Source organism: Streptomyces sp. NPDC090088 (genome assembly GCF_044747345.1).
Classification (GTDB): Bacteria; Actinomycetota; Actinomycetes; order Streptomycetales; family Streptomycetaceae; genus Streptomyces.
Window position 1 is genome coordinate 66415 of sequence record NZ_JBIVDZ010000004.1, and the last position, 25189, is coordinate 91603.

The following is a 25189-nucleotide window of genomic DNA, read 5'->3' on the forward strand; positions in this document are numbered from 1 at the left end:
TCAGCTCAGTTCGTCCGCGCGCCGTACCACCGCCTCCAGCGCCCGGAACCAGGTCCCGGCCAGCTCCCGCACCGCGTCCTCGGTGAGCAGTCCGGTCGCGTACGCCCAGTGGGCGCTGAGTTCCGGGCCTTCGGGGCGGTCCTCGGTGAGGGCGTTGAGGGTGAGCGCGTGCGACATCGGCATCCCGGCGTCCGGGTCGAGGTCGGCGGCGTCCTCCTCGGGGGCGTAGGACCAGTCGGCGGCCTCGGGGCGGCCGAAGCGGCCCATGTAGTTGAACTCGATCTGCGGCTCGGCCAGTTCGGCGAGGAGCGGACCGGTCGCGGGGTTGAGCCGGCGCAGCAGGCCGTGGCCGATGCCGGCCATGGGCAGGGCGGTGAGACGGTCGCGGATCCGGGCCACGGCCGCGTCCAGGGCGGGTCCGCCGGCGAGGGCGTCCGGGCCGGTCGCGCCCGGGTCGAGCCGGACCGGGACGACGCTGGTGAACCAGCCGACCGTACGGGACGGGTCGGCGTCGCCCGCGATTCCCTCCTCGCGGCCGTGGCCCTCCAGGTCGACCAGGACGGGTCCGCCAGGGGCGGCCGCGCCGAGGGTCCGGGCCCGCCAGTCCCCCACGGCCAGGGCGAACGCGGTGAGCAGGACGTCGTTGACGCTCGCCCCGAAGGCGGCCGGGGCCCGGCTCAGCAGGGGTCCGGTGATGTGGGCGGGCAGGGTCAGGGAGAGATGGCGGGTGGTGGCGACCGTGTCCAGCGCCGGGTCGAGAGGGCGGGGCAGCGGGAGTTCGGCGCCCTCGGCGAGCGCGGACGTCCACCAGGGCAGCTCGTCCTCGGCGGCCGGTTCGACGGCCCGGGCACCGAGCAGCCGCGACCAGCGGGCGAACGACAGCTCCACCGGGGCGAGTTCGGGGCTACGACCGCCACGGACCGCCGCCCAGGCGGTGGCCAGGTCGGGCAGCAGCACCCGCCAGGAGACGCCGTCGACCACCAAGTGGTGGACGAGGAGCAGCAGCCGTCCGGGCCGCTCGGGCCCGGCGTCGAACCAGACCGCCCGCACCATCGCCCCGCCCTCGGGGTCGAGCCCGGCCAGGGCCGTCGGCGCGTGGCGGGCGACGGCGTCCCGCAGCGCGGTCTCGTCCGCGGCGGCCTCGCGTACGTCGACCCGGGCGAGCCAGGCCGATACGTCGGTGTCGGCAGCCGCCGGCACCTTCAGTGCGGCCTCCGGGGTGCGGACGAGCCGGGCGCGGAGCATGTCGTGCCGGTGGGCGAGCGCTCCGAGCACGGTCAGCAGTCCGGGTTCGGTCAGGCCGGCCGGGGTGCGCAGCAGCGCCGCCTGGTGGTAGGCGGCGAGCGGGCCGCCCCGGTCGAGCAGGGCGCGCATGATCGGGGTGAGCGGGACGGTGCCGGTGCCGTCGTCGTGCGTGGCGTGCCGTTCGGCCGCGCCCAGCGGGACGGCGACGGCGGCCAGCGCGGCGACGGTGCGGTGCTGGAGGATCTGGCGGGGCGTGAGGCGCAGTCCGCCCGAGCGGGCCCGGGCGACGAGTTGCATGGCGACGATGCTGTCGCCGCCGAAGGCGAAGAAGTCGTCGTCCGTGCCGATCGCCTCGGCGGGCAGTCCGAGGGCGTCCGCGAACAGCTCGCGCAGGGCGTGCTCGGTGTCGTTCTCCGGGGCCCGGCCGCCGCCCGAGGCGGTGAAGTCCGGGGCGGGCAGGGCGGCCCGGTCCAGTTTGCCGTTGGACAGCAGCGGCAGCCTCTCCAGCACCACGACGGCGGCCGGGACCATGTAGTCGGGCAGGGTGGCGGCGGCGTGCGCCCGCAACTCCGTGCCGTCGGCGCCGTCGGCGACCGCGTACCCGATCAGCTGCCGTACTCCTGGCCGGTGTTCCCGCGCCACCACGACGCTCTGCGCGACCGCCGGGTGGGTGTCCAACGCGGCCTCGATCTCGGCGAGTTCGACCCGGTAGCCGCGGATCTTGACCTGGTCGTCGGTGCGGCCGGCGAACTCCAGCAGGCCGGCCTCGGTCCAGCGGGCCAGGTCGCCGGTGCGGTACATGCGCGCCCCCGGCACCCCGAAGGGGTCGGCGACGAAGCGTTCGGCGGTGAGCTCCGGGCGGCCGAGGTAGCCGCGGGCCAGGCCGGGTCCTGACAGGTACAGCTCGCCGGTGACGCCGGGCGGGACCGGGCGCAGGGCGGTGTCCAGGACGTAGGCGCGGGAGTGGTGGACGGGGCGGCCGACGACCGGCCGGGCGCTGTCGCGGACCCGGCCGACGAGGGCGTCGACGGTGGTCTCGGTGGGGCCGTAGAGGTTGAACGCCTCGGTGTCCGGGAGCGCGGCGAGCCGGTTCCACAGCGACTCGGGTACGGCCTCGCCGCCGAAGCCGACCACCGCGAGCGGGCATTCGCCGTCGGGCCCGATCAGGCCGCTGTCGGCCATCCGGGCCAGCAGGGACGGGGTGACCTCGATGAAGTCGATGCCCCGGGCGCGGATGAACTCGGCGAGGAGTTCGGGGTCGCGGCGGGTGTCGTCGTCGGCGATGTGCAGGGCGTGCCCGTCGAGCAGCCACAGCTGGGGCTGCCAGGAGGCGTCGAAGGAGAACGACCAGGCGTGTCCGACCCGCAGCCGGCGCAGACCGGTGCGCTGCTTCGCCAGGTCGTGCAGGTCGTGGCGGTGGCTGTGGAAGAGGTTGGCGACTCCGCGCTGGGTGACGACGACCCCCTTGGGGCGGCCGGTGGAGCCGGAGGTGTAGATGACGTAGGCGGGGTGGTCGGGGCCGGGTGCGGTGGGTTCCGCCTGCGGCAGGCCGTCCGCCGGGGCGTCCAGGAGCAGGACCCGGAGGCCGGTGGCGGGCAGGTCGGCGGCGGTCCGCGCGGTGGCGAGGACCAGGACCGGACGGGCGTCGTCGAGCATGCCGGTGAGGCGGGCCTCGGGCAGGTCGGGGTCGAGGGGCAGATAGGCGGCGCCCGCGCGCATCACCGCGAGGATCGCGGCGATGTGGTCGGCGGTGCGGGGCAGGGCGAGGGCCACGATCCGCTCGGGCCCGGCGCCGTGCCCGGCCAGGACGCGCGCCAGCTCCGCGCTGCGGGCGTCGAGTTCGGCGAAGGTCCAGGAGGTACGGCCGTCGGTGACGGCGATCGCGTCCGGGGTGGCGGCGGCCTGGGCGGCGAACAGCTCCGGTACGGTGCCGGGCCGTTCGGCGGCCGGGAGCGCGTTGTCGTTCCAGGTCTCCAGGACGGTGTACCGGTCGGCGGAGCCGAGCAGGTCGAGCCGGCCGACGGGGCGGTCCGGGTCGGCGGCCATGCCGGTGAGCAGGCCGGTCAGGGCGTCGGTGAGCCGTCGTACGGTGGCCGCCTCGAACAGGTCGGGGCGGAACTCGGCGGTCACCCGCAGCCGTTCGGCGGGTTCGACCGCCCAGGCGAGCGGATAGTGGGTGGAGTCCGCGTGCTCGCGGACCGTGACGCGCGGCGCGTCTCCCGACTCCGCCGCGGGCTCCGCCACCGGGTACGACTCGAACACCACGAGGGTGTCGAAGAGTTCACCGAGTCCGGCGGCGCGCTGGATGTCGGCGAGGCCGAGGTGCTGGTGGGCGATGAGCCGGGACTGCTCGTCCTGGAGCCGCTCCAGCAGGGCGCCGGTGCTCTCCTCGGGGCGGACGCGCACCCGGACCGGGACGGTGTTGATGAACAGGCCGATCATCGCCTCGGACCCCAGGAGTTCGGGTGAGCGGCCCGCGACGGTGGCGCCGAACACCACGTCGTCGCGTCCGGTGAGCCGGCCGAGCAGTACGCCCCAGGCCGCCTGCACCAGGGTGTTGACGGTGACGCCCCGGCTCCGGGCGAACGCCTCCAGCCGTGCGGTGCGGTCGGTGTCCAGCTCCACGGTGTGGGTGTGCGGGACGGCGGCGGCCCGGTCGGGATCGGCGGGCGCGAGCCGGGTGGGTTCGGCGAGCCCGGTGAGAGCCTCGGCCCAGGCTCCGGCGGCCGTGGCCGGGTCCTGGGCGGCCAGCAGCCGCAGATGCGCCCGGTAGGGGGCGGGCGGGGCCGGGGTGCGGCCCTCGTAGCGGGCCCACAGTTCGGCGGTGAGCAGGGGCAGCGACCAGCCGTCGAGGAGCAGGTGCTGGTGGGAGAGGACCAGCCGGTGCCTACCGGGGCCGGTCCTGGCCAGCAACAGCCGCAGCAGCGGCGGCTGTTCGGGGTCGAAGCGACGCCGCTCCTGGGCGAGCAGCCGGGTCCAGTCCCGCGGTTCCCCTGCGAGGTCGAGCTGCCGCCAGGGCAGCACGGCGGTGCGCGGTACGACGGCCACCGGCCGTCCGGAGGACAGGTGCCGGAAGCCGCTGCGCAGGTTCTCGTGGGCGTCGAGCAGGTCCTGGGCGGCGGCGCGCAGCCGGTCGGCGTCCAGGGGGCCTTCGAGGTCGTAGGAGACCTGGACGGTGTAGACGTCGGGTCCGTCGTCGGCGGAGTCCAGGGCCGCGTGGAAGAGGAGTCCGGCCTGGAGCGGGGAGACGGGCAGCACGTCGGTGCCGGCGGGCAGGGCGGCGGCCTCGGCGCGCTCGGCGTCGGTGAGGTCGAGCAGGACGGTGTCCCCGGCCCGCGCCTCGGCGCCGGCGGCCGTGGTCGCCACGGCGGCGAGACCGGCCACCGACTTGTGCCGGAACACGTCGCGCGGGCTGAACGCCAGCCCGGCGGCGCGGGCCCGGGCGACCAGCTGCATGGCGACGATGCTGTCCCCGCCGAGGGCGAAGAAGTCGTCCGCCACACCGACCCGTTCGAGGCCGAGCACCTCCGCGACGAGGGCGCCCAGCGTCTCCTCCAGCGGGGTGCGGGGCCGGGTGTCGGTGACCTCGGCGGCGAAGTCCGGCGCGGGCAGGGCCCGGCGGTCCAGCTTGCCGTTGGGGGTGAGCGGGAGGGTGTCGAGGGTGACGACGGCGGCCGGGACCATGTGGTCGGGCAGCGTCCGCGCGGTGTGGGCGCGCAGTGCGGCGGTGTCCGCGCCGGTGCCGGCCGGGACCACGTAGGCGACGAGCCGTTCGTCGCGCAGGACCACGGTGGCGTGCGCGACGGCCGGGTGGGCGGCGAGCACGGCCTCGACCTCGCCGGGTTCGATCCGGAAGCCGCGCAGTTTGACCTGGTCGTCGGTGCGGCCGAGGTACTCCAGCTCGCCGTCCGCGGTCCAGCGGGCCAGGTCGCCGGTGCGGTACATACGGCTGCCCGCGGGACCGTACGGATCGGCGGGGAACCGCTCGGCGGTCAGCGCGGGGCGGCCGAGGTAGCCGCGAGCCAACTGGACGCCCGCCAGGTACAGTTCGCCGGCCACCCCGGGCGGCACGGGCCGCAGACGGGCGTCGAGCACCAGGGTGCGGGTGTTCCACACCGGGCGGCCGATCGGCACGGCGGCCGGGTCGGCGGGCACCTCGTGGGCGGTGACGTCGACGGAGGCCTCGGTCGGGCCGTAGAGGTTGTGCAGGCGGGTGGTGGGCAGGACCTGGTGGCAGCGGGCGGCCAGCGGGGCGGGCAGGGCCTCGCCGCTGCACATGACCTGGCGCAGGGTCGCGCAGTCGGCGGCCGTGGGTTCGTCGAGGAAGGCGCGCAGCATCGACGGCACGAAGTGGGCCGTGGTGACGCGCTCGCGCCTGATCAGGCCCGCCAGGTAGGCCGGGTCCTGGTGGCCCTCGGGACGGGCCACGACCAGGCCCGCGCCGGTGATCAGGGGCCAGAAGAACTCCCACACCGACACGTCGAAGCCCGCGGGGGTCTTCTGCAGCACCCGGTCACCCGGGTCGAGGCGGTAGGTGTCCTGCATCCACAGCAGCCGGTTGACGATCCCCTGGTGGGGGACGGTGACGCCCTTGGGGCGGCCGGTGGAGCCGGAGGTGTAGATGACGTAGGCGGGGTGGCGGGGGTCGTAGGAGGCGGGCAGCGGCGCGTCGGAGGGGTGCTCGGGGGTGCCGTCGGCGTCCACGGTGAGGCGGGGCACGGCGGTGTCCGGGAGGGTGACGTCCTCGGTGGTGACCAGGCAGACCGGGCGGGCGTCTGCGAGGGTGTACGCCAGCCGCTCGGCCGGGTAGCCGGTGTCCAGGGGCAGGTAGGCGGCGCCCGCGCGGTGCACGGCGAGCAGGGTCACCACCAGCGCGAGGGAGCGCGGGAGGGCGACGGCGACCGTGGCCTCGGCGCCCGCCCCGTGTGCGGCGAGGGTGTGGGCGAGCCGCTCGACCCGCAGGTCGAGTTCCGCGTAGGTGAGCGAGGCGTCCTCGAAGACGAGCGCCGTGGCGGCGGGGGTGCGGGCGGCCTGGGCGCGGAACAGCTCGGGGAGCGTCAGGTCCGGGACGGTCCGGGCGGTGTCGTTCCAGCCGGTGAGGACGAGGGCGCGTTCCTCCTCGCGCAGCACGTCGAGGGTGCCGACCCGGCGGCCGGGCTCGGCGGCGACCTGCTCCAGCAGGGACTCCAGGCGGCGGCCGAGGAGTTCGGCGGTGCGCCGGTCGAAGAGGTCGGCGCTGTACTGGATCCAGCCGTCGATGTGCTCGTCCCGCTCGACGAAGTCGAAGCTGAGGTCGAACTTGGCGCTGTCCTGGACCACGGTCTCCCGGCGGACCGTCAGCCCCGGCAGCGCGGGTCCGTCGCCCTGGTCCGCCAGGTGGACGACCATCACCTGGAACAACGGGTGCCGGGCGAGGGAGCGTTCGGGGTTGAGGGCCTCCACCAGCCGCTCGAAGGGCAGCTCCTGGTGGTCGTAGGCGGCCAGGTCGGTGTCCCGGACCCGGCCGAGGAGTTCGGCGAAGGTGGGGTCGCCGGACAGGTCGGTGCGCAGCACCAGGGAGTTGACGAAGAACCCGACCAGGTCTTCGAGGGCCTCGTCGGAGCGGCCGGAGACCGGGGCGCCGAGCGGGATGTCCTCGCCCGCGCCGAGCCGGTGCAGCAGCGCGGCCACGGCCGCCTGGGCGACCATGAACATGCTGACGCCGTGCTCCCGGGCGAGGCCGCGCAGGGCGCCGGCCAGGGCGGGCGGCAGGGTGAAGCCGGTGGTGCCGCCGCGGCCGGTCGGCTCGGCGGGACGCGGCCGGTCCACGGGCAGGTTCAGTTCGGCGGGGAGCCCGCGCAGGGTCGCGGTCCAGTGGGCGAGCAGCCGCGACTCGGACTCGGCCAGCAGGTCGCGCTGCCACAGCGTGTAGTCGGCGTAACTCGCGGGCAGCGGCGCCCAGTCGGGGGCCCGGCCGGTGGTGCGGGCCGCGTACGCGGTGGCGAGGTCGGCGAGCAGCGGGCGGTCGGACCACTCGTCGGTCGCGATGTGGTGCAGCAGGAGCAGCAGCACGTGTTCGTCGGGACCGGTCTCGAACAGGGCGGCCCGGAAGGGGAGTTCGCGCTCCAGGTCGAAGGGGTGCGCGGCCTGCCGGGCGAGGTCCTCGAAGGGGGCGGTCTCCAGCGGTACCCAGACGTCCGCCGGGTCCAGGACGTGCTGGTGCGGGACCCCGTCGACGGCCGGGAAGACGGTCCGCAGCGGGGTGTGCCGGGCGGCCACGTCGTCGAGGGCGGCCTGTAGCGCGGTCCGGTCGAGGTGGCCGGTCAGCCGCCAGGCCGACGGGAGGTGGTAGGCCGTGCTCGCGCCGTCCACCTGCGCGAGCAGCCACAGCCGGCGCTGCGCCGAGGACAGCGGCAGCGGTTCGGGACGCGGGCGCGGGGCGGCGAGCGCGGGCCGGGCCGCGCCGCCGGAGGCGTCCGTGCGGGCCGCGAGCAGGGCCACGGTGGGTGCCTCGAAGACCGCGCGGACCGTCAGTTCCGTGCCGAGCGCCGCGCGGACGCGGCTGACCAGGCGCATGGCGAGCAGCGAGTGGCCGCCGAGGGCGAAGAAGTCGTCGTCCACACCGATCCGTTCGCGGCCCAGGACGTCGGCGAACAGGGCGGCGAGGATCTCCTCGCGCGGGGTGCGCGGCGGGGTGCCGTCGCCGGTGGCGGAGGTGAACTCGGGGGCGGGCAGCGCCTTGCGGTCGAGCTTGCCGTTCGGGGTGAGCGGCAGGGCGTCGAGGGTGACGTAGGCGGCGGGGACCATGTGGGCCGGGAGTGCGGCGGCGGCGTGGGCGCGCAGGGCGGTCGCGTCCACCACCGGGCCCGTGGCGGGGACGACATAGGCCACCAGCGCCTGGTCGCGGACGGCGACGGTGACCTGCGCGACGGCCGGGTGGGCGGCGAGCACGTTCTCGATCTCACCGGGCTCGACCCGGAAGCCGCGCACCTTCACCTGGTCGTCGGTGCGGCCCAGGTACTCGACCGTGCCGTCCGCCGTCCAGCGGGCCAGGTCCCCGGTGCGGTACATGCGGCTGCCCGCGGGACCGTACGGATCGGCGACGAACCGCTCGGCGGTCAGTCCCGGCCGGTCCAGATAGCCGCGGGCCAGCTGCACGCCCGCCAGGTACAGCTCGCCCGGGACGCCGGGCGGCACCGGACGCAGGGCGGCGTCGAGGACGTAGAGCCGGGTGTTCCAGACCGGGCGGCCGATCGGCACGGGGGTCGCGCCGGGGCCGATCTCGATCGCGGTGACGTCGACGGACGCCTCGGTGGGGCCATAGAGGTTGTGCAGCGCGGTGTCGAGCACCTCGTGGCAGCGGCGGGCGAGCGCGGCGGGCAGGGCCTCGCCGCTGCACATCACCCGGCGCAGGCCGGTGCACTCGGCGGCCGTCGGCTCCTCCAGGAACAGCTGGAGCATGGAAGGCACGAAGTGGACGGTGGTGACGTCCTGTTCGCGGATCAGCCGGGCCAGGTAGGCGGGGTCCCGGTGGCCCTCGGGACGGGCCAGCACCAGGCCCGCGCCGGTGATCAGCGGCCAGAAGAACTCCCACACCGACACGTCGAAGCTGGACGGGGTCTTCTGCAGCACCCGGTCCTCGGGCGTGAGCCGGTAGGCGTCCTGCATCCACAGCAGCCGGTTGACGATGCCCGCGTGCGGGACGACGACGCCCTTGGGGCGGCCGGTGGAGCCCGAGGTGTAGATGACGTAGGCGGGGTGCCGGGGGTCGTACGACGTCGGAAGCACGCCCTCCGGGCCGGTGGGCAGGCCGTCGCGGATCACGCAGACCGGGCGGGCGTCCTCGACCATCAGGGCCAGCCGGTCGGCCGGGTAGTCCGGGTCCAGCGGCAGATAGGCGGCACCGGCGCGGTGCGCGGCCAGCAGGGCGACGACCAGGTCCACCGAGCGTGGCAGGGCGACGGCGACGGTCCGCTCGGGGCCCGCGCCGAGACCGGCCAGGACGCGTGCGGTGTGCTCGACGCGGGCGTCCAACTCGGCGTAGCTCAGACGCTGTTCCTCGAAGACGAGGGCGGTGGCGTCGGGGGTGCGGGCCGCCTGGGCGCGGAACAGCTCGGGCAGGGTGGTGGGCGGGACGGGGTGGGCGGTGGCGTTCCAGTGGGTGAGGACGCGGGTCCGCTCGTCCTCCGCCAGGACGTCCAGGTCCCTGATCGGCAGGTCGGGTTCGGCGGAGACGTGCTCCAGGACCCGGACCGCGCGGTCGGCCAGCAGTGCGGCGGTGGCGTCGTCGAAGAGGTCGGTGGCGTACTCCAGGATCAGGACCAGGCGGTCGGACTCGTCGACGTAGGTGAAGTGCAGGTCGAACTTGGCCATGCCGGTGTCCATGTCGAACCACTCGGTGGCCAGGCCGAGCACGTCGGGGTCGCCGTCGGGCCGGTGGTGGTAGCCGAGCATGACCTGGAAGAGCGGGTTGCGGCCGGCCGCGCGGGGCGGGTTGAGGGCCTCCACCACACGGTCGAAGGGCAGGTCCTGGTACTCGAAGGCGGACAGCGACGACTCCCGTACCCGGCCGAGGAGTTGGCGGAAGGACAGCTGGTCCCCGGACAGGTCGGTGCGCAGGACCAGGGTGTTGACGAAGAAGCCCACCAGGTCGCCGAGTGCCTCGTCGGTGCGGCCCGCGATGGGCGCGCCGAGCGGGATGTCCTCGCCGGCGCCGAGCCGGTGCAGCAGGGCGGCGGTGGCGGCCTGGAACAGCATGAACATGCTGGTGCCGGTGGCGTTCGTGAGGTCGCGCAGGGCGTGTCCGGTGGCGGTGGGCAGCTCCAGCCGGACCTTGCCGCCGCGTCCGGTGGGCTCGGCGGGGCGCGGCCGGTCGGCGGGCAGGGCCAGCTCGTCGGGCAGTCCGCGCAACGTGTCGGTCCAGTGGGCGAGTTGGGTTTCGCCGGTGGCGGTGAGCAGGTCCCGCTGCCAGAGCGTGTAGTCGGCGTACTGGACGGGCAACGGCGCCCAGGCCGGGGCCCGGCCCGTGCGGCGGGCCGCGTAGGCGGTGTCGAGGTCGGCGAGGAACGGCCGGTCCGACCACTCGTCGGTGGTGATGTGGTGCAGGAGGACGGCGACCACGTGGTCGTCGGCCGCGAGACGGAACACCTCGCAGCGCAGCGGGAGTTCGGCGGTGAGGTCGAAGGGGCGGCGCTGGGCCGCCTCGATCAGCGCGGGCAGCACGTCCTCGGTGGCGTCGACGACGGTGAGCGCCGGGTCGGCGTCCTCGGCCGGGACGATCCGCTGGTACGGCTCGCCCTCGTGGGCCGGGAACACCGTGCGCAGCGCCTCGTGGCGGCCCGCCACGTCCCGCAGGGCGGCGCGCAGGGCCCCGGTGTCGAGGTCGCCGCGGAGCCGGAGGACCAGCGGGAAGTTGTAGGCGACACCGCTGCCGGTGATCTGCTCGACCAGCAGCAGCCGGCGCTGGGCCGGGGACAGCGGGATCCGGCCGGGCCGGTCGGCCACCGGGGTGACGGGCGGCCGGGCCGGGCTCGCCTCGCCGACGCGGGCGGCGAGCCGGGCGGGGGTGGGTGCCTCGAACAGGTCGCGAATGGCGAGTTCGGCGCCCAGTTCGGTGCGGGCCCGGCTGACCAGCCGGGTGGCCAGCAGCGAATGGCCGCCCAGGTCGAAGAAGTTGTCCTCGGCACCCGCCTCGGGCAGCCCCAGCACCTCCGCGAACAGACGGCACAGCACCTCTTCCCGCGGGGTGCGGGGGCCGCGTCCGCCGCCGAGGGCGACGGCGGGTTCGGCCTCGGGCAGGGCACGCACGTCGAGCTTGCCGTTGGCGTTCATGGGCAGCGTTTCGACGGTGACGAAGGCCGCCGGGACCATGTACTCGGGCAGCTCGCGGCCGAGGTCCTCGCGCAGACGCCGGACCAGGGCGCCGGTCTCGCGGGCCGCGGTGGGGTCGTTGGCGTACGGCCCGGTGCCGCCGCCGGGGCGGAACAGGCCGCCGGTGAGGCGGTGTTCGGCGGCGAGGAAGACGGCGTCGTACGTTCCGGTCCCCGGCGCCCAGGTGGTCAGCACCCGGTGTCCGGCCTCAGCACCGAGGGCGTGCAGGGCCTCCGGGTCGACACCGTCCGCGCGGACGCGGCCGTCGGGGATCCCGGTGACGCGCAGCGCGCCGGACCCACCGGTGCGCGCGCCTTCGCCGACGCGGGCGATCAACTGCTCCGCCCGGCCGAGCAGTTGCCCCACCGCCTCGGAGGTCCAGCCGCCGCGCGCCAGTTCGCCCACGGTGTGCGCCGTGGTCCAGGCGACCGTCGGCGCGTCGTCGAGGCGGACGTCCGGTTCGCCCGCGTACAGGACGACGTCGTAGCGGTGCCGGGTCAGCTCGTTGTGGTGGACGCCGCGCTTGGTGCGCAGGTCGACGCCGTGGCCGAGGGTGGTGAAGTAGTCGGGGTCGACGAGGAGTTCCTTCTCCAGGCGCAGGCCTCGCTCCACCGCCCGCTCCAGGTCGGCCTCCGCCGTACCCCGGGCGCGCTGGATCTCGGTGTGGAAGGTGCGGGCGAGCCGCAGGTTGCGGACGTCGCCGACGAACAGGGCGCCACCGGGCGCGAGCAGCTCCATGGCGCCGTCGATGACGGCGGTGAGGTACTCGACGCTCGGGAAGTACTGGATGACGGAGTTGATGACGATCGTGTCGAAGTGGCCGGCCGGCAGGCCGCTCAGGTCGTCGGCGGGGCGGCAGCGCAGTTCCACCCGGGAGGCCAGTTCGGGATCCCGGGCCCTCAGCTCCGCGCCGATCTTGCGGATGACCGGGGCGGCGAAGTCGGTCGCCCAGTACTCCTCGGCGTGCGGGGCCAGCCGGGACAGCAGCAGACCGGACCCGACGCCGATCTCCAGGATCCGGCGCGGGTTCAGGGAGCGGACGCGGGCCACGGTGGCCTCGCGCCACTCGTGCATCTGGTCGAAGGGGATGGGCTGCCCGTCGTAGGAGCTGTCCCAGCCGTCGTACTGCTCGGTGAAGAGGGCGGTGCCGATCTCCTCGTACTCGTCGGAGTAGACCTCCTGCCACTCCCCCACCTGCGCGGCCTCGGCGGCGGAGCGTTCGCCGGCGTCGGCGCCGGAGGGCACGACATAGCCGACGAGGCGTTCGTCGCGGACCACGACGGCGGCCTGGGCGACCAGCGGGTGGCGGCTGAGGGCGGTCTCGATCTCGCCGGGCTCGATGCGGTAGCCGCGGATCTTGACCTGGTCGTCGGTGCGGCCGAGGAAGTCGAGGTTGCCGTCGGGGTTGCGGCGCACCAGGTCGCCGGTGCGGTACATGCGCTCGCCGGGCTCCCCGAACGGGTCGGCGACGAACCGTTCGGCGGTCAGGGCGGGCCGGTCCAGATAGCCGCGGGCCAGGCCGATGCCGGCGATGTACAGCTCGCCGGGGACTCCGTCGGGCACCGGGCGCAGCCAGGCGTCCAGGAGGTGGGCGCGGGTGCCGCGGATGGGTTTGCCGACGGTCGGGGTGGCGCTGTCGAGGGTGCCGCCGCCGAGGGTGTTGATGGTGTACTCGGTGGGCCCGTACAGGTTGTAGCCGTACGTCCCCTCGGTGTCGCGCAGGGCCGCCCACACCGTCTCCGGGACCGCCTCGCCGCCGAGCAGGACCAGCGGCGGGACATGGCCCTGGAGCAGACCCTGCTCGATCAGCAGCCGGGCGTAGGTGGGGGTGACGTTGACGACGTCGACGCGGTGCCGTTCGCAGTAGGCGACCAGCGCCTCGGCGTCCCGGCGCAGCTCCTCGTCGCAGACGTGCACTTCGTGGCCCTCGACGAGCCAGAGCAGTTCCTCCCAGGACATGTCGAAGGCGAAGGACACGGTGTGCGCGATCCGCAGCCGCCGTCCGCCGGCCGCGGCGATGGCCGGTTCGAAGATCTCCTTCTGGTGGTTGAGCTGCATGTTCGTCAGACCCCGGTAGGGGGTGACGACGCCCTTGGGGCGGCCGGTGGAGCCGGAGGTGTAGATGACGTAGGCGGGGTGTTCGAGGCTGAACCGGCGCTGCACGGGAGTGTCCGGCAGCCCGGTCAGCTCCCGCTCCACGGCGGGGTCGTCGAGCAGGACGCGGGGGGTCTTGCCGTCCAGGGTGGCGGAGACGGCCGCGTTGGTGAGCAGCAGCAGGGGGCGGGCGTCGGCCAGCATCAGGGAGAGCCGGTCGGCCGGGTGGTCCAGTTCGAGGGGCAGATAGGCGGCGCCGGTGCGCAGCACCGCGAAGAGGGCGACGACCATGTCCAGGGAGCGCGGCAGCCCGAGGGCGACGACCCGCTCGGGACCCGCGCCGTGCCCGATCAGCAGCCGGGCCGTGCGGTTCACGGCCGCGTCGAGTTCGGCGTACGTCAGTGTCCGCTCGCCGAAGACGAGGGCGCGGGCGTCCGGGGTACGCGCGGCCTGGGCGGCGAGCAGGTCGGCGATGGTGTCCTCGGGGTCCTCGACCCGGCCGGCCGCCCGTTCCTCGCGCAGCGCCGCGTGTTCGGCGGGCAGCAGCGGGTCCAGGGAGCCGACGGGTGCCGTCAGGTCGGCGGTGAGCCGGTCGAGGAGCAGGGTGAATCGGTCGAGGAGGTCCCGCGCCCGGTCCGCCGGGACCAGGTCCGGCCGGTGGGTCAGGGTCACTGCGATCCGGTGCCCCGGGGTGACGACGAGGTTGGCCGGGTAGTGGGTGGCGTCGACATTGGCGACGGCGGTGGCGCCGTGCCGGGTACGCAGCTCGGCCAGCCGGTCCTCGGTGTCGTTGTTGCGGAGCACGAACAGCGTGTCGAACAGCTTGCGGTGGCCGGTCTCGGCCTGGAGCACACCGAGACTGAGGTGCTCGTACGGCATCAGGTCGAGCCGCTCGCCCTGGATCCGGCGGAGCAGGCCGAGGACCGGCTCGGCGGGGTCGAAGGCGATCCGGGCCGGGACCGTGTTGAGGAACAGGCCGATGATGTGCTCGACGTCGTGGACCTCGCTGGGCCGGCCGGCGACGGTGGTGCCGAACACGACGTCGGTCCGGCCGGTGGCGGAGGCGAGGGTGAGCCCCCAGGCCGCGTTGAGCAGGGTGTTCAGGGTGAGGCCGTGGACGCGGCCGGTCTCCCGCAGCCGGTCGCCGAGTGCGGCGCTCAGGCGGGTGTCGAGCTGGTCGGGGATGACCGGTTCGAGCCCGTCGGCGGCCGTCGGGGCGAGCAGCGTGGGCTCCTCCAGACCGGCCAGGGCGGTGCGCCAGGCGGCGGTGGCGGCCGAGTCGTCCTGCTGTTCCAGCCAGGTGAGGTAGGCGCGGTAGCTGCCGGGCGCGGGCAGGGCGGACGCGTCGCCGCCGGTCTCGTACAGCGCGAACAGCTCGTCCAGGAAGAGCCAGGCCGACCAGCCGTCCCAGAGAATCAGATGGCGGCCGACGACGAGCCGGTCGCCGCGCTCGGCGCCGAGGCGCAGCAGGAGCAGCCGGAACAGCGGGGGCGCGGACAGGTCGAACCGGCGGTCGCGTTCCGCGTCGGTCAACTCCCGGATACGGGCGTCCTGTTCGTCGGCCGAAAGGTGGCCGAGGTCGACCTCGTCGAGCGGGATCTCCGGGTCCTCGACGATGAACTGCACCGGCTGGTCCAGCCCTTCGCTGGTGAAGCCCGCGCGCAGACCGGGGTTGCGGTCCAGCAGGGTGCGGACGGCGGCGCGCAGCCGGGCCGCGTTCAGCCGGGTGGCGAAGTCGAAGGTCTCATGGACGGTGTAGACGTCCAACGCGCCCTGATCGTAGGCCGAGTGGAAGAACAGGCCCTCCTGGAGGGGGGCCAGCGGCCAGACGTCGGCGACGGCCGCCGGGGCGGCGAGGGCGCGGATCCTGGCGTGTTCGGCGTCGGTGACGGTGAAGGCGGCAGCGGCGGTGGCCGCTTCGCGCGTGACCGTGCCGGTGGTGGCCGCGAGGGCGGCGGGCGTGCGACGGGTGAAGACGTCGCGCGGGCTGAGGTCCAGGCCTGCCGCGCGAGCCCGGCTGGCGACGCCGATGGAGCTGATGCTGTCGCCGCCGAGCCGGAAGAAGTCGTCGTCCGGACCCACGTCCTCGATGCCGAGCACACCCGCGAAGATCTCGGTGAGCCGCCGCTCCAGCGGCCCCGAGGGTTCCCGGCGGGCGGCCCGCTCGGCCTCGGGGGCGGGCAGCGCGGCCTGGTCGAGCTTGCCGCTCGGGGTGAGCGGCAGGTCGGCGAGGACGACGTACGCCTCGGGGACCAGCGGTGCGGGCAGCGCCTCGGCGAGGGCGGCCCGCAGTTCGTCCGGGTCGGCGACCGCGCCGACGGCCGGGACCGCGTAGGCCACCAGCCGCTGCTCGCGGACGACGACGGCACCGCGCGCCACCGCCGGATGACGGGTCAGCACGGCCTCGATCTCACCGAGTTCGATGCGGTTGCCGCGCAGCTTGACCTGCCGGTCGGTGCGGCCCAGGTAGTCCAGGACGCCGTCCGTACGGCGGCGCACCAGGTCACCGGTGCGGTACATGCGGGCGCCGGGTTCTCCGAAGGGATCCGCGACGAAGCGGTCGGCGGTCAGCGCGGGCCGCCGGTGGTAGCCGCGGGCCAGCTGGACACCGGTCAGGTACAGCTCGCCGGGCACCCCGTCGGGCACCGGGCGCAGGCAGGAGTCCAGCACCCGCAGACCGGTGTTCCACACCGGCCTGCCGATGGGCACGGTGGTGTCGGGGGCGCCGTCGTAGGCGTGGTGCGTCACGTCGACGGCGGCCTCGGTCGGGCCATACAGGTTGTGCAGCGGTACGCCGGTCAGCGCGCGCCAGCGGGCCGCCGCCTGCCCGGGCAGGGCCTCGCCGCTGCTGAATACGCGGCGCAGGGAGGCCGCCCAGGACGGGTCGGCGGTCACCTCGTCGGCGGCGAGGAACGCCTCCAGCATCGACGGCACGAAGTGCAGGGTCGTCACGGACTCGGCCCGGATCAGGCGGGTGAGGTAGGCGGGGTCGCGATGACCGTCGGGCGCGGCCAGGACGACGGCGGCGCCCTCGCACAGCGGCCAGAAGAACTCCCAGACACTGACGTCGAAGCCGGCCGGTGTCTTCTGGAGCACGCGGTCGTCGGCGCCGAGTCCGTACGCGCCCTGCATCCACGCGAGCCGGTTGCCGATGGCCCGGTGGGTGACCACGACACCCTTGGGGCGGCCGGTGGATCCGGAGGTGTAGATGAGGTAGGCGGGGTGGTCGGGGGTGAGGGGGGCGGGCTCCGGTACGTCCCGGAGGGCCGCGTCCGCCTCGACCTGCTCGACCTGCTCGACCTGCTCGACCTGCTCGACCTGCTCGGCCTGCTCGACGTGGAGGATGTCCAGTCCGTCCGCCTGTGGCAGCCGGGCTGCGTCCCGGGCGGTGGTGACGACGGTCCGGGCGCCGGAGTCGGCGAGCATGTACGCGAGGCGGTCGGCGGGGTAGTCGAGGTCGAGCGGCAGATAGGCGGCGCCCGACTTCAGCACACCCAGCAGGGCCACCATCAGCTCGGCCGAACGCGGTACGGCGACGGCGACGAACTGCTCGGGCCCGGCGCCCCGGGCGCGCAGCCTGCGGGCCAGCGCCTCGGCGCGGACGTCGAGTTCGGCGTAGGTGAGGGTGGTGCCCTCGTGGACGACCGCGGTCGCGTCGGGTGTACCGGCGGTCCGCGCGGCGATCGCGGCCGGCAGGGTGGTCTCCGGGACGGTGTGCCGGTCGCCCTCCGGGTGGACGCGCTCGGCGTCGGTGAGCAGGTCGAGGGCGGCCACCGGGCGTGCGGTGTTCTCGGCGAGGGCGTCCAGGACACGGACGAGCCGGTCGGCGAGCCGCTGCACGGCGTCGGCGGGGACGCGGTGCGCGTGGTGCTTGAGGCGCAGGTCGAGCCGGCGGCCGGGCTTGACGATGAGGGCCAGCGGATAGTGCACGGCGTCGTGGAAGGCGTGGCCGGTCAGCCGGACGGTGCCGGTCGGGTCGGTGAGGTCCGGCTCGGCGGGGTAGTTCTCGAACACCACGAGGGTGTCGAAGAGTTCGCCGCCGCCCGCGTGCCCGGCGGCCCGCTGGATCTCGGCGAGACCGAGGTGCTGGTGGTCGAGGAGGGCGCTCTGCTCTCGCTGGAGTCGCTCCAGGACGGTGCCGAGGGTGTCGGCCGGGGTCCAGGCCAGCCGGGTGGGCAGGGTGTTGATGAAGAGGCCGACCATCGATTCGATGCCGTCCACGGCGGCGTCGCGGCCGGAGACGGTGGTGCCGAACACCACGTCCTGACGGCCGGTCAGTGCCGAGATCAGCAGGCCCCAGGCGGCCTGGACGACCGTGCCGAGGGTGACGCCGTGCTCGCGGGCGCGGGCGGTGAGCCGGGCGGTGGTGCGCTCGGGCAGCTCGACACGGAGCTGGGCGGGCTCGACCGGTCCGGCGGCCGGGGTCTCGATCAGGCGGGTGGGCTCGTCGAGACCGGTCAGCGCGGTGCGCCAGGCGTCCCGGGCGGCCTGGTGGTCGGCGCGTGCGACCCGGGCCAGGTAGCCGCGGTGGGGGGCGACTTCGGGCAGTGGGGCGGGCTGTTCGCCGTAGAGGGCGAGGAGTTCGCGGTGCAGGACGGGCAGTGACCAGCCGTCGGCGACGATGTGATGGAACGTCAGGACAAGGTGGCTGCGGTCCTCGCCGAGGTGGACCAGGGCGCAGCGCAGCAGTGGCGGGCGGGCGAGGTCGAAGCGGCGGGCGCGTTCGTCGGCGGCGACGGCCTCGGCGAGGCCCGCGCGGACGGCGGAGTCCTGGGCGGCGAGGTCGACCTCGCGCCACGGCACGTCGAGGCCGGTGGCGACGAGTTGGGCGGGGCGGCCGTCGGGGAGCTGGCGGAAGCAGGCCCGCAGCGGGGCGTGCCGGTCGAGCAGCCGCTGGGCGGCACGGCGCAGCAGGCCGCCGTCGACCGGGCCGGCGAGTTCGATCACCTGCTGGACCACATAGGCGTCGTGCTCGGCGCCGTCCACGAGGGCGTGGAAGAAGAAGCCCTCCTGGAGCGGGCCGAGCGGCAGGACCTCGGCGACGGTGAGCGGGTCCTGGCCCTGGAGCGCGGCGAGTTGTCCGGCGGTCGGCTGGTCCCAGGGGGTGTCGGCCGGGTCCTGCGGGCCGGTGGCGGTGCGGGCGGCCGTGGCGAGCTGGGCGACCGTGCGGTGCCGGAAGACGTCGCGCGGGGTGAGTTCCAGACCGGCCCGGCGGGCCAGGACGAGCAGCTGGATGGCGACGATGCTGTCACCGCCGAGGGCGAAGAAGTCGTCGTCGACGGTCACCGAGGGCACCCGCAGGGCGCGGGCGTACAGGTCGCACAGCAGGCGTTCGCGCTCGGTGCGCGGGGCGCGGCCCGAGCTGAGCAGGCCGTAGTCGGGGACGGGCAGGGCGGTGGAGTCGAGCTTGCCGCTGGGGGTGACGGGGAGCCGGTCCAGCGGGACCAGGGCGGCCGGGACCATGTACTCGGGCAGGAACTCGGCGGCGTGCGCGCGCAGTTGGGTCATCAGCGCGGTGACGTTGCGGAACGGCGCCGGGCGGTTGGCGTGCGGGTGGGCCGGGCCGGGGAGGTAGAGCGGGCCGGTCGGGGTGTCGTCGCCGAGCGCGAACACCGCGTCCAGGCTGCCGTCCTCGGCGTCCGCGGTCCAGGTGAGGGCGGTCCGGTAGCCGTGCCGGGCGGCGGTCTCGTGCAGGGTCTCGGGGTCGACTCCGGCGCTGCCGGTGCGGCTGCTGTCGTCGAGGGTGCCGAGGGCGGCCAGGTCGAGGGCGAGGCGGGCGTTGGGGATGCCCGTGACGCGCAGCCGGTCCGGGCGGTCGGCGGCGGTGAGGTACGCGTCGAGGGCCTCGGGGGTGCCGAGCGCGGACCAGGGAAGGTCCGGTGCCGCCGCGGCGGGCCGGTCGGTGCCGGGGCGCAGGACGACGTCGTAGCGGTAGCGGGTCAGTTCGTTGTGGTGGGCACCGCGCTTGATCCGGATGTCGGCGGTGAAGCCGTCGAGCGTCGCGAAGTAGTCGGGGTCGAGGAGGAGTTCGCCCTCCCAGGCGACGGCGCGGTCGACGGCGGCGCGCAGGGTGTCCTTGTCGTCGGTGGTGGCGCGGCCGGCCTCGATGGCGGTGGCCAGGGTGCGCAGCAGCCGCAGGTTGCGCACGTCGCCGACGAACAGGGCGCCGCCGGGCGCCAGGAGGCGGGCGGCCGAGTTCAGGACGTCGGTGAGGTAGTCGGCGCCCGGGAAGTACTGGACGACGGAGTTGACGACGATCGTGTCGAAGTGGCCCTCGGGCAGGCCGGTCAGTTCGTGCGCGGGCCGGGCGTGCAGGCCGACCTTGCCGGCCAGCCCGGGTTCGGCGTCGACCTGGGCGCGCAGGGCGCGGACCGCCTCCTCGGAGAGGTCGGTGCCGACGTACTCGGCGCACTCGGGGGCGATCCGGGACAGGAGCAGACCGCTGCCGACGCCGATCTCCAGGACCCGGCGGGGCCGCAGTTCGCGGATCCGGGCGACGGTCGCGTCCCGCCACTCGCGCAGGTCGGCGAGCGGCAGGGGCAGGCCGTCGTACATGCTGTTCCAGCCCGCGAAGTTCTCCTCGAACCGGTCCGCACCGACGGCGGAGTAGAGGAGTTCGTGCAGGTCCTTCCAGTCGGACACGGCCTCGTCGGCCTCGGCGGCGGCCTCCAGGGAGGGCACGACGTAGGCGGCGAGACGGCGGTCGCCGGGGCGGTCCTCGCGGACCACGACGGCGGCCTGGTCGACGGCGGGGTGGGCGCGCAGCACGGACTCGATCTCGCCTGGCTCGATCCGGAAGCCGCGGATCTTGATCTGGCTGTCGACGCGGCCGTGGAACTCCAGCCGCCCGTCGGACCTCCAGCGGACCAGGTCGCCGGTGCGGTACAGGCGTTCGCCGGGCGCGCCGAACGGGTCGGCGACGAACCGCTCGGCGGTCAGCGCGGGCCGGCCGAGGTAGCCGCGGGCGAGTCCGGCGCCGCCGAGGTACAACTCCCCGACCACACCGGCGGGTACGGGCCGCAGCCGGTCGTCGAGGACGTAGGCGCGGGTGCCCGGGTCGGGGACGCCGATGGGGACGACGGTGCCCGCCGGCGTGTCGGGATCGCACCGGCCGAGGGTGGAGTTGGTGGTGGCCTCGGTGGGGCCGTAGGCGTTGAACATCATCCGGCCGCGCGCGTAGCGGCCGACCAGTTCCGGCGAGACGCGCTCGGTGCCCGCCAGCAGCGTCGCCGTGGCCGGGAGTCGCACGTCCTCGGGCAGGGCGGCCAGCAGGGCGGGCGGCAGGATCATGAAGGTGATGCCGTGCGCGTTCGCGTAGTCGGCGAGGGGTGCGCCGGGCACCCGGCGGTCGGCGGGGACGACGACCAGCCGGCCGCCGGAGAGCAGGCCGAGGCAGAGGTCCCAGAAGGCCACGTCGAAGCTGGGCGAGGCGAACTGCAGGACCCGGCTGTGCGGGCCGATCCCGAACCGTTCGCGCTGGGTGGCGACCAGTTTGGCGACACCGGCGTGGGAGAGCACCACGCCCTTGGGACGGCCGGTGGAGCCGGAGGTGTAGATGACGTAGGCGGCGTGCGCGACGGTCAACTCGGCTGCGATCGCGGGGTCCTGGGCCGGGTGGGCGGCCAGCTCGGCGACGGTCTCCGGGGCGTCGAGGACCAGCGGGTCCAGGCCCGGCGGCAGGTCGGGGACCATCTCGGCGGTGGTGACCAGGCAGACCGGGCGGGCGTCGTCGAGCATGTAGGCGATGCGGTCGGCCGGGTAGTCGGTGTCGACCGGCAGATAGGCCGCACCGGCCTTCAGTACGGCGACCTCCGCGACGATCATGTCGGCGGAGCGCGGTACGGCGAGCGCCACGACCTGCTCGGGTCCGGCGCCCCGGGCCACCAGGGCGTGCGCCAACCGGGATGCGCGGGCGTCGAGTTCGGCGTAGGTGAGGCGGACGTCCTCGTGGATCAGGGCCACTTCGTCGGGGCGGGCGGCGACCTGGTCGGCGAACATGTGCGGCCAGGTGCGCGCGGGCACGTCGTGGCCGGTGTCGTTCCAGTCGTGCAGGATCCGCTCCCGCTCCTCCTCGCCGAGGAGTTCGAGGTCGGCGAGGGGGGTGCCGGGCCGGTCGAGGGCGTCCGCGAGGAGCGTGGCGCAGTGGCCGAGGATCCGGTCGACGGTGGCGGCCTCGAAGAGGTCGGCGGCGTAGTCCGCGCGCAGCCGCCCGTCGGTCACGGACAGCGCCAGGTCCAGCGGGCCGCCGCCGTCCCAGGGGGCGGTGCCGAAGCCGGTGGCGCACAACAGGCCGCCGCCGCGCCCGGGTTCGGGGGCGAGCAGTCGTAGCAGCTCGGCGGTGGGCAGCCGGTGGGCGGCGGCCTCCGCGCGGGTGGCGAGGATGCGCTCGCGGACCTCGGCGAACGGCGTACCGCCGGCCACCGAAAGCCGTAGCGGAAGGCCGTCGTGCGCGACCGTCAGATCCTGGGCCGTGCCGCCGCCGTACCGGTGCAGCAGGGCGACGAACGCGGCGAGGAGGGTGGCCTCGTCGGCGGACGCGGCGAGCGCGGCGGTGCGGGTGGCCCGCGGCCGGGGCTCCAACGGGTGTGCGGGATAAGGGGAGTCGAGCGGCAGTGAGGCCTCCGGTGCGGGGGCGGCGAACCGTTCCCGCCAGTAGTCCTCCGTGGGTGTCGTCTGCGCCGCGGAATCCGTGGCGGAAGAAGGTGCGGAAGAACGCGTGTTGCCCGACACAGCTGCCCGTGCCTCCCCATAGGTGTGGAACGGCTCAGCGGAGCCGCGACCGCTCGCATAGTAAGGTAAGGATTGCCTAACCCAACAGAGTCAATGTGGTTTCAGCGGCCCAAGTCACAGCTGCTGAGGTTATGCTCACCTAACCTGCTATCGGGACTGTTCACGGTCCACCGGACGACCGCATGGAGACCGGCAAGTGGCTTCAGGCAGAAGGCTTCGCACCACGGTGCTGGTGACGGTGATCGTCGCCCTCCTGGTCCTTTTGTCCCTCCTCTCCGTGGCGTTGGGGGCGTTGAGCATCCCGCCCGGCCAGGTGGTCCGCTCGGTCCTCGGGCATCCGCCGAGCCGGCTCGTGGACAACGTGGTCTGGTCGGTGCGCATCCCGCGCACCCTGCTCGGCCTGACCACGGGTGCCGCGCTCGGCATGTCGGGCGCGCTGATGCAGGCCCTGACCCGCAACCCGCTCGCCGACCCCGGGATCCTCGGGGTGAGCGCCGGGGCGTCCTTCGCGATCGTCGTGTCGGTCGCGGTGTTCGGGGTCGGATCGCTGTACGTCTCCGTGTGGTTCGCGTTCGCCGGGGCCTTCGCCGCGAGCGTCCTGGTCTTCCTGCTCGGGCGGCTGGGCCGGTCCGGGGCGACCCCGGTGAAGCTGGCGCTCGCCGGGGTCGCCATCACCTCGCTGCTGTCCTCGCTCACCAGTGCCGTGGTCCTCACCGACCAGGACGCGCTGGACCGTTACCGGTTCTGGTCCGCCGGGACCCTGGCCGACCAGGACTCCGGCGACCTGCTGCGGATCCTGCCGTTCCTCGCGGTCGGCGCCGTGCTCGCCCTGTCCTGCGCCCCCGCCCTGAACAGCCTGGCGCTCGGCGACGACGTGGCCGCCTCCCTGGGGCGCCGACTGGGTCTGGTACGACTCCAGGGCGTGACCGCGATCGTGCTGCTGACCGGCGCCTCGGTCGCCGTCATCGGTCCGGTGGTCTTCCTCGGCCTGGTCGTGCCGCACATCGCGCGGGTGCTCGCCCAGGCGGCCGGCATCGGCCCCGATCACCGCTGGCTGCTGCCGCTGTCCGCCGCGCTGGCCCCGGTGCTGCTGCTGACCGCCGACATCGTGGGCCGGATGGTGGCCCGGCCCACCGAGATCCAGGCCGGTGTCCTCGTCGCCTTCCTCGGCGGCCCGTTCTTCATCGCCCTGGTCCGCCGACGCAAGCTCGGGGAGGTGTGAGCATGACCGCCCAGCCCTCCCCCGCCGCCCCGGCCTCCCCCGCCGCTCCGACGCGGTCCTCCCCGGCCGCCGCGGCCCGGTCCGCGCTGCGCGACCGGCCGTTCCGGCTCACCGCTCCCCCGGTCTCCGGAATCCTGCGCCCGCGTCTGGTGCTGACCGGAGTGCTCCTGGCCGTGGGCGCGTTCGCGCTGTTCTGCTGGGGCCTGGCCGTCGGCGACTACCCGGTGACCCTGCCCGAGGTCGTCAAGGCCCTGTTCGGGGTGGGCGATCCGGGCACGGTCACCGTCGTGCAGGACCTGCGGCTGCCGCGCGCCCTGACCGGGCTGCTGGTCGGGGTCGCGTTCGGGGTCTCCGGGGCCGTGTTCCAGACGATGACCCGCAACCCGCTGGCCAGCCCGGACATGATCGGGCTGACCGCGGGCGCCGGGACCGCGGTGGTGGGGGCGGTGGTCCTCGGCTGGACCGGCGGCCTCGGCCTGTCCACGCTGGGCCTGCTGGGCGCCCTGGCGACCGCGCTGCTGGTCTACGTGCTGGCCTGGAAGGGCGGGGCCACCGGCTACCGCATCATCCTGGTCGGCATCGGCGTCTCCTGGATCTGCACCAGCGCCACCGACTTCCTGGTGGCGCGCGGCAACCGGTTCGAGGCGGAGGAGGCCCTCGGCTGGCTGGTCGGCAACCTCAACGGCCGGACCTGGAGCCAGGTGGACTCCCTGGCGATCGCCCTCGCCGTGCTGCTGCCGGTCGCCCTGGGCCTCGGCCGCTGGATGCGCACGCTCCAGCTCGGCGACGACGTGGCCGCCGGGCTCGGCACCCCCGTCCAGCCGGTCCGGCTGGCGCTGCTGCTGACCGGAGTGGGCCTGGTCGCCTTCGGCACGGCGGCGGCCGGCCCGGTGGCCTTCGTGGCGCTGGCCTGCCCGCAGATCGCCCTGCGTCTCGCGGGCGCCTCGTCACCGCCCCCGCTCGTCTCCGGTCTCACCGGCGCGTTCGTCGTCCTCGGGTCGGACCTCCTCGCACGCGAGGCGGTCCCCGGGACGGAACTGCCGGTCGGGATCGTCACCGGCGTCCTCGGCGCGCCGGTCCTGCTGTGGCTGCTCATCCGCGCCAACCGCGCGGGCTCTGGAGGCTGATCCCATGTCGACCACCGACCCGCGTACGCCGGGCTCCCCCGAACCGCGTGCCGCCGGACCCGAGTTGCGCGCCCGCGGCCTCCATCTCGCCTACGACGGACGGCCCGTGGTGGCCGACCTCGACCTCACCGTACCCACCGGCCGGATCACGGCCATCGTCGGCGCCAACGCCTGTGGCAAGTCGACCCTGTTGCGTGCCCTGGCCCGGCTGCTGGCGCCGCGCGAAGGCGTCGTCGAACTGGACGGCACCGCCCTGCGCTCCATACCGACCCGCGAACTCGCCCGCACCCTCGGCATCCTGCCGCAGACGCCGGTGGCGCCCGAGGGGCTGACCGTCGCCGACCTGGTCAACCGCGGGCGCTCCCCGCACCAGACCTGGTGGCGGCAGTGGTCGGCGGCCGACGAGGAGGCCGTGCGGGCGGCGCTGGCGGCGACCGGCCTGACCGAGCTGGCGGACCGGCCGGTGGACGAGCTCTCCGGCGGCCAGCGGCAGCGCGCGTGGATCGCCATGGCCGTCGCCCAGGGCACCCCCGTGCTGCTCCTGGACGAGCCGACCACCTATCTCGACCTCGCCCACCAGATCGACGTGCTGGACCTGATCACGGACCTCAACCGGCGCGAGGGCCGCACGGTGGTGATGGTGCTGCACGACCTCAACCAGGCCTGCCGGTACGCCGATCACGTCATCGCCATGAAGGCGGGCCGGATCGTCGCGCAGGGCGCACCGGCCGAGGTGGTCACCGAGGCCACCGTCGAGGACGTCTTCGACCTGCGCTGCCGGATCACCCCCGACCCGGTCAGCAGCACGCCGATGGTCATCCCGCTGGGCCGCCACCACCACGACGGCGGCGACCCCCGCGCGACGGAGGACGCGGTGACAGCGGGCGTCGAGTGAGCCGGACCGGGGCCCGGCCCGGGCCCG

At 74.8% G+C, this 25189-nt stretch carries 4 protein-coding genes; 3 read left to right on the forward strand and 1 reads right to left on the reverse strand.

Going from position 1 to position 25189, the window contains the following annotated elements; translation table 11 throughout:
- Positions 1–21918 (reverse strand): non-ribosomal peptide synthase/polyketide synthase, encoded by a 21918-nt coding sequence (locus ACIPSJ_RS20570; RefSeq protein ID WP_401347548.1) that lies wholly within the window; start codon positions 21916–21918, stop codon positions 1–3.
- 226 nt (positions 21919–22144) lie between these two features.
- Here ACIPSJ_RS20570 and ACIPSJ_RS20575 point away from each other — a divergent pair, with 226 nt between their 5' ends.
- Genes ACIPSJ_RS20575 through ACIPSJ_RS20585 form a run of 3 tightly spaced genes read left to right on the forward strand, consistent with a single transcriptional unit; the run spans position 22145 to position 25162 of the window.
- Entirely contained in the window at positions 22145–23140 is a 996-nt protein-coding gene (locus ACIPSJ_RS20575) for a FecCD family ABC transporter permease (RefSeq protein ID WP_401348646.1), read from the forward strand.
- A 2-nt stretch (positions 23141–23142) separates the two neighbouring features.
- Positions 23143–24267 (forward strand): FecCD family ABC transporter permease, encoded by a 1125-nt coding sequence (locus ACIPSJ_RS20580; RefSeq protein ID WP_401347549.1) that lies wholly within the window; start codon positions 23143–23145, stop codon positions 24265–24267.
- A 4-nt stretch (positions 24268–24271) separates the two neighbouring features.
- Positions 24272–25162, forward strand: a complete 891-nt coding sequence (locus tag ACIPSJ_RS20585) for an ABC transporter ATP-binding protein (RefSeq protein ID WP_401347550.1) — start codon at positions 24272–24274, stop codon at positions 25160–25162.
- Positions 25163–25189: the final 27 nt, after the last annotated feature.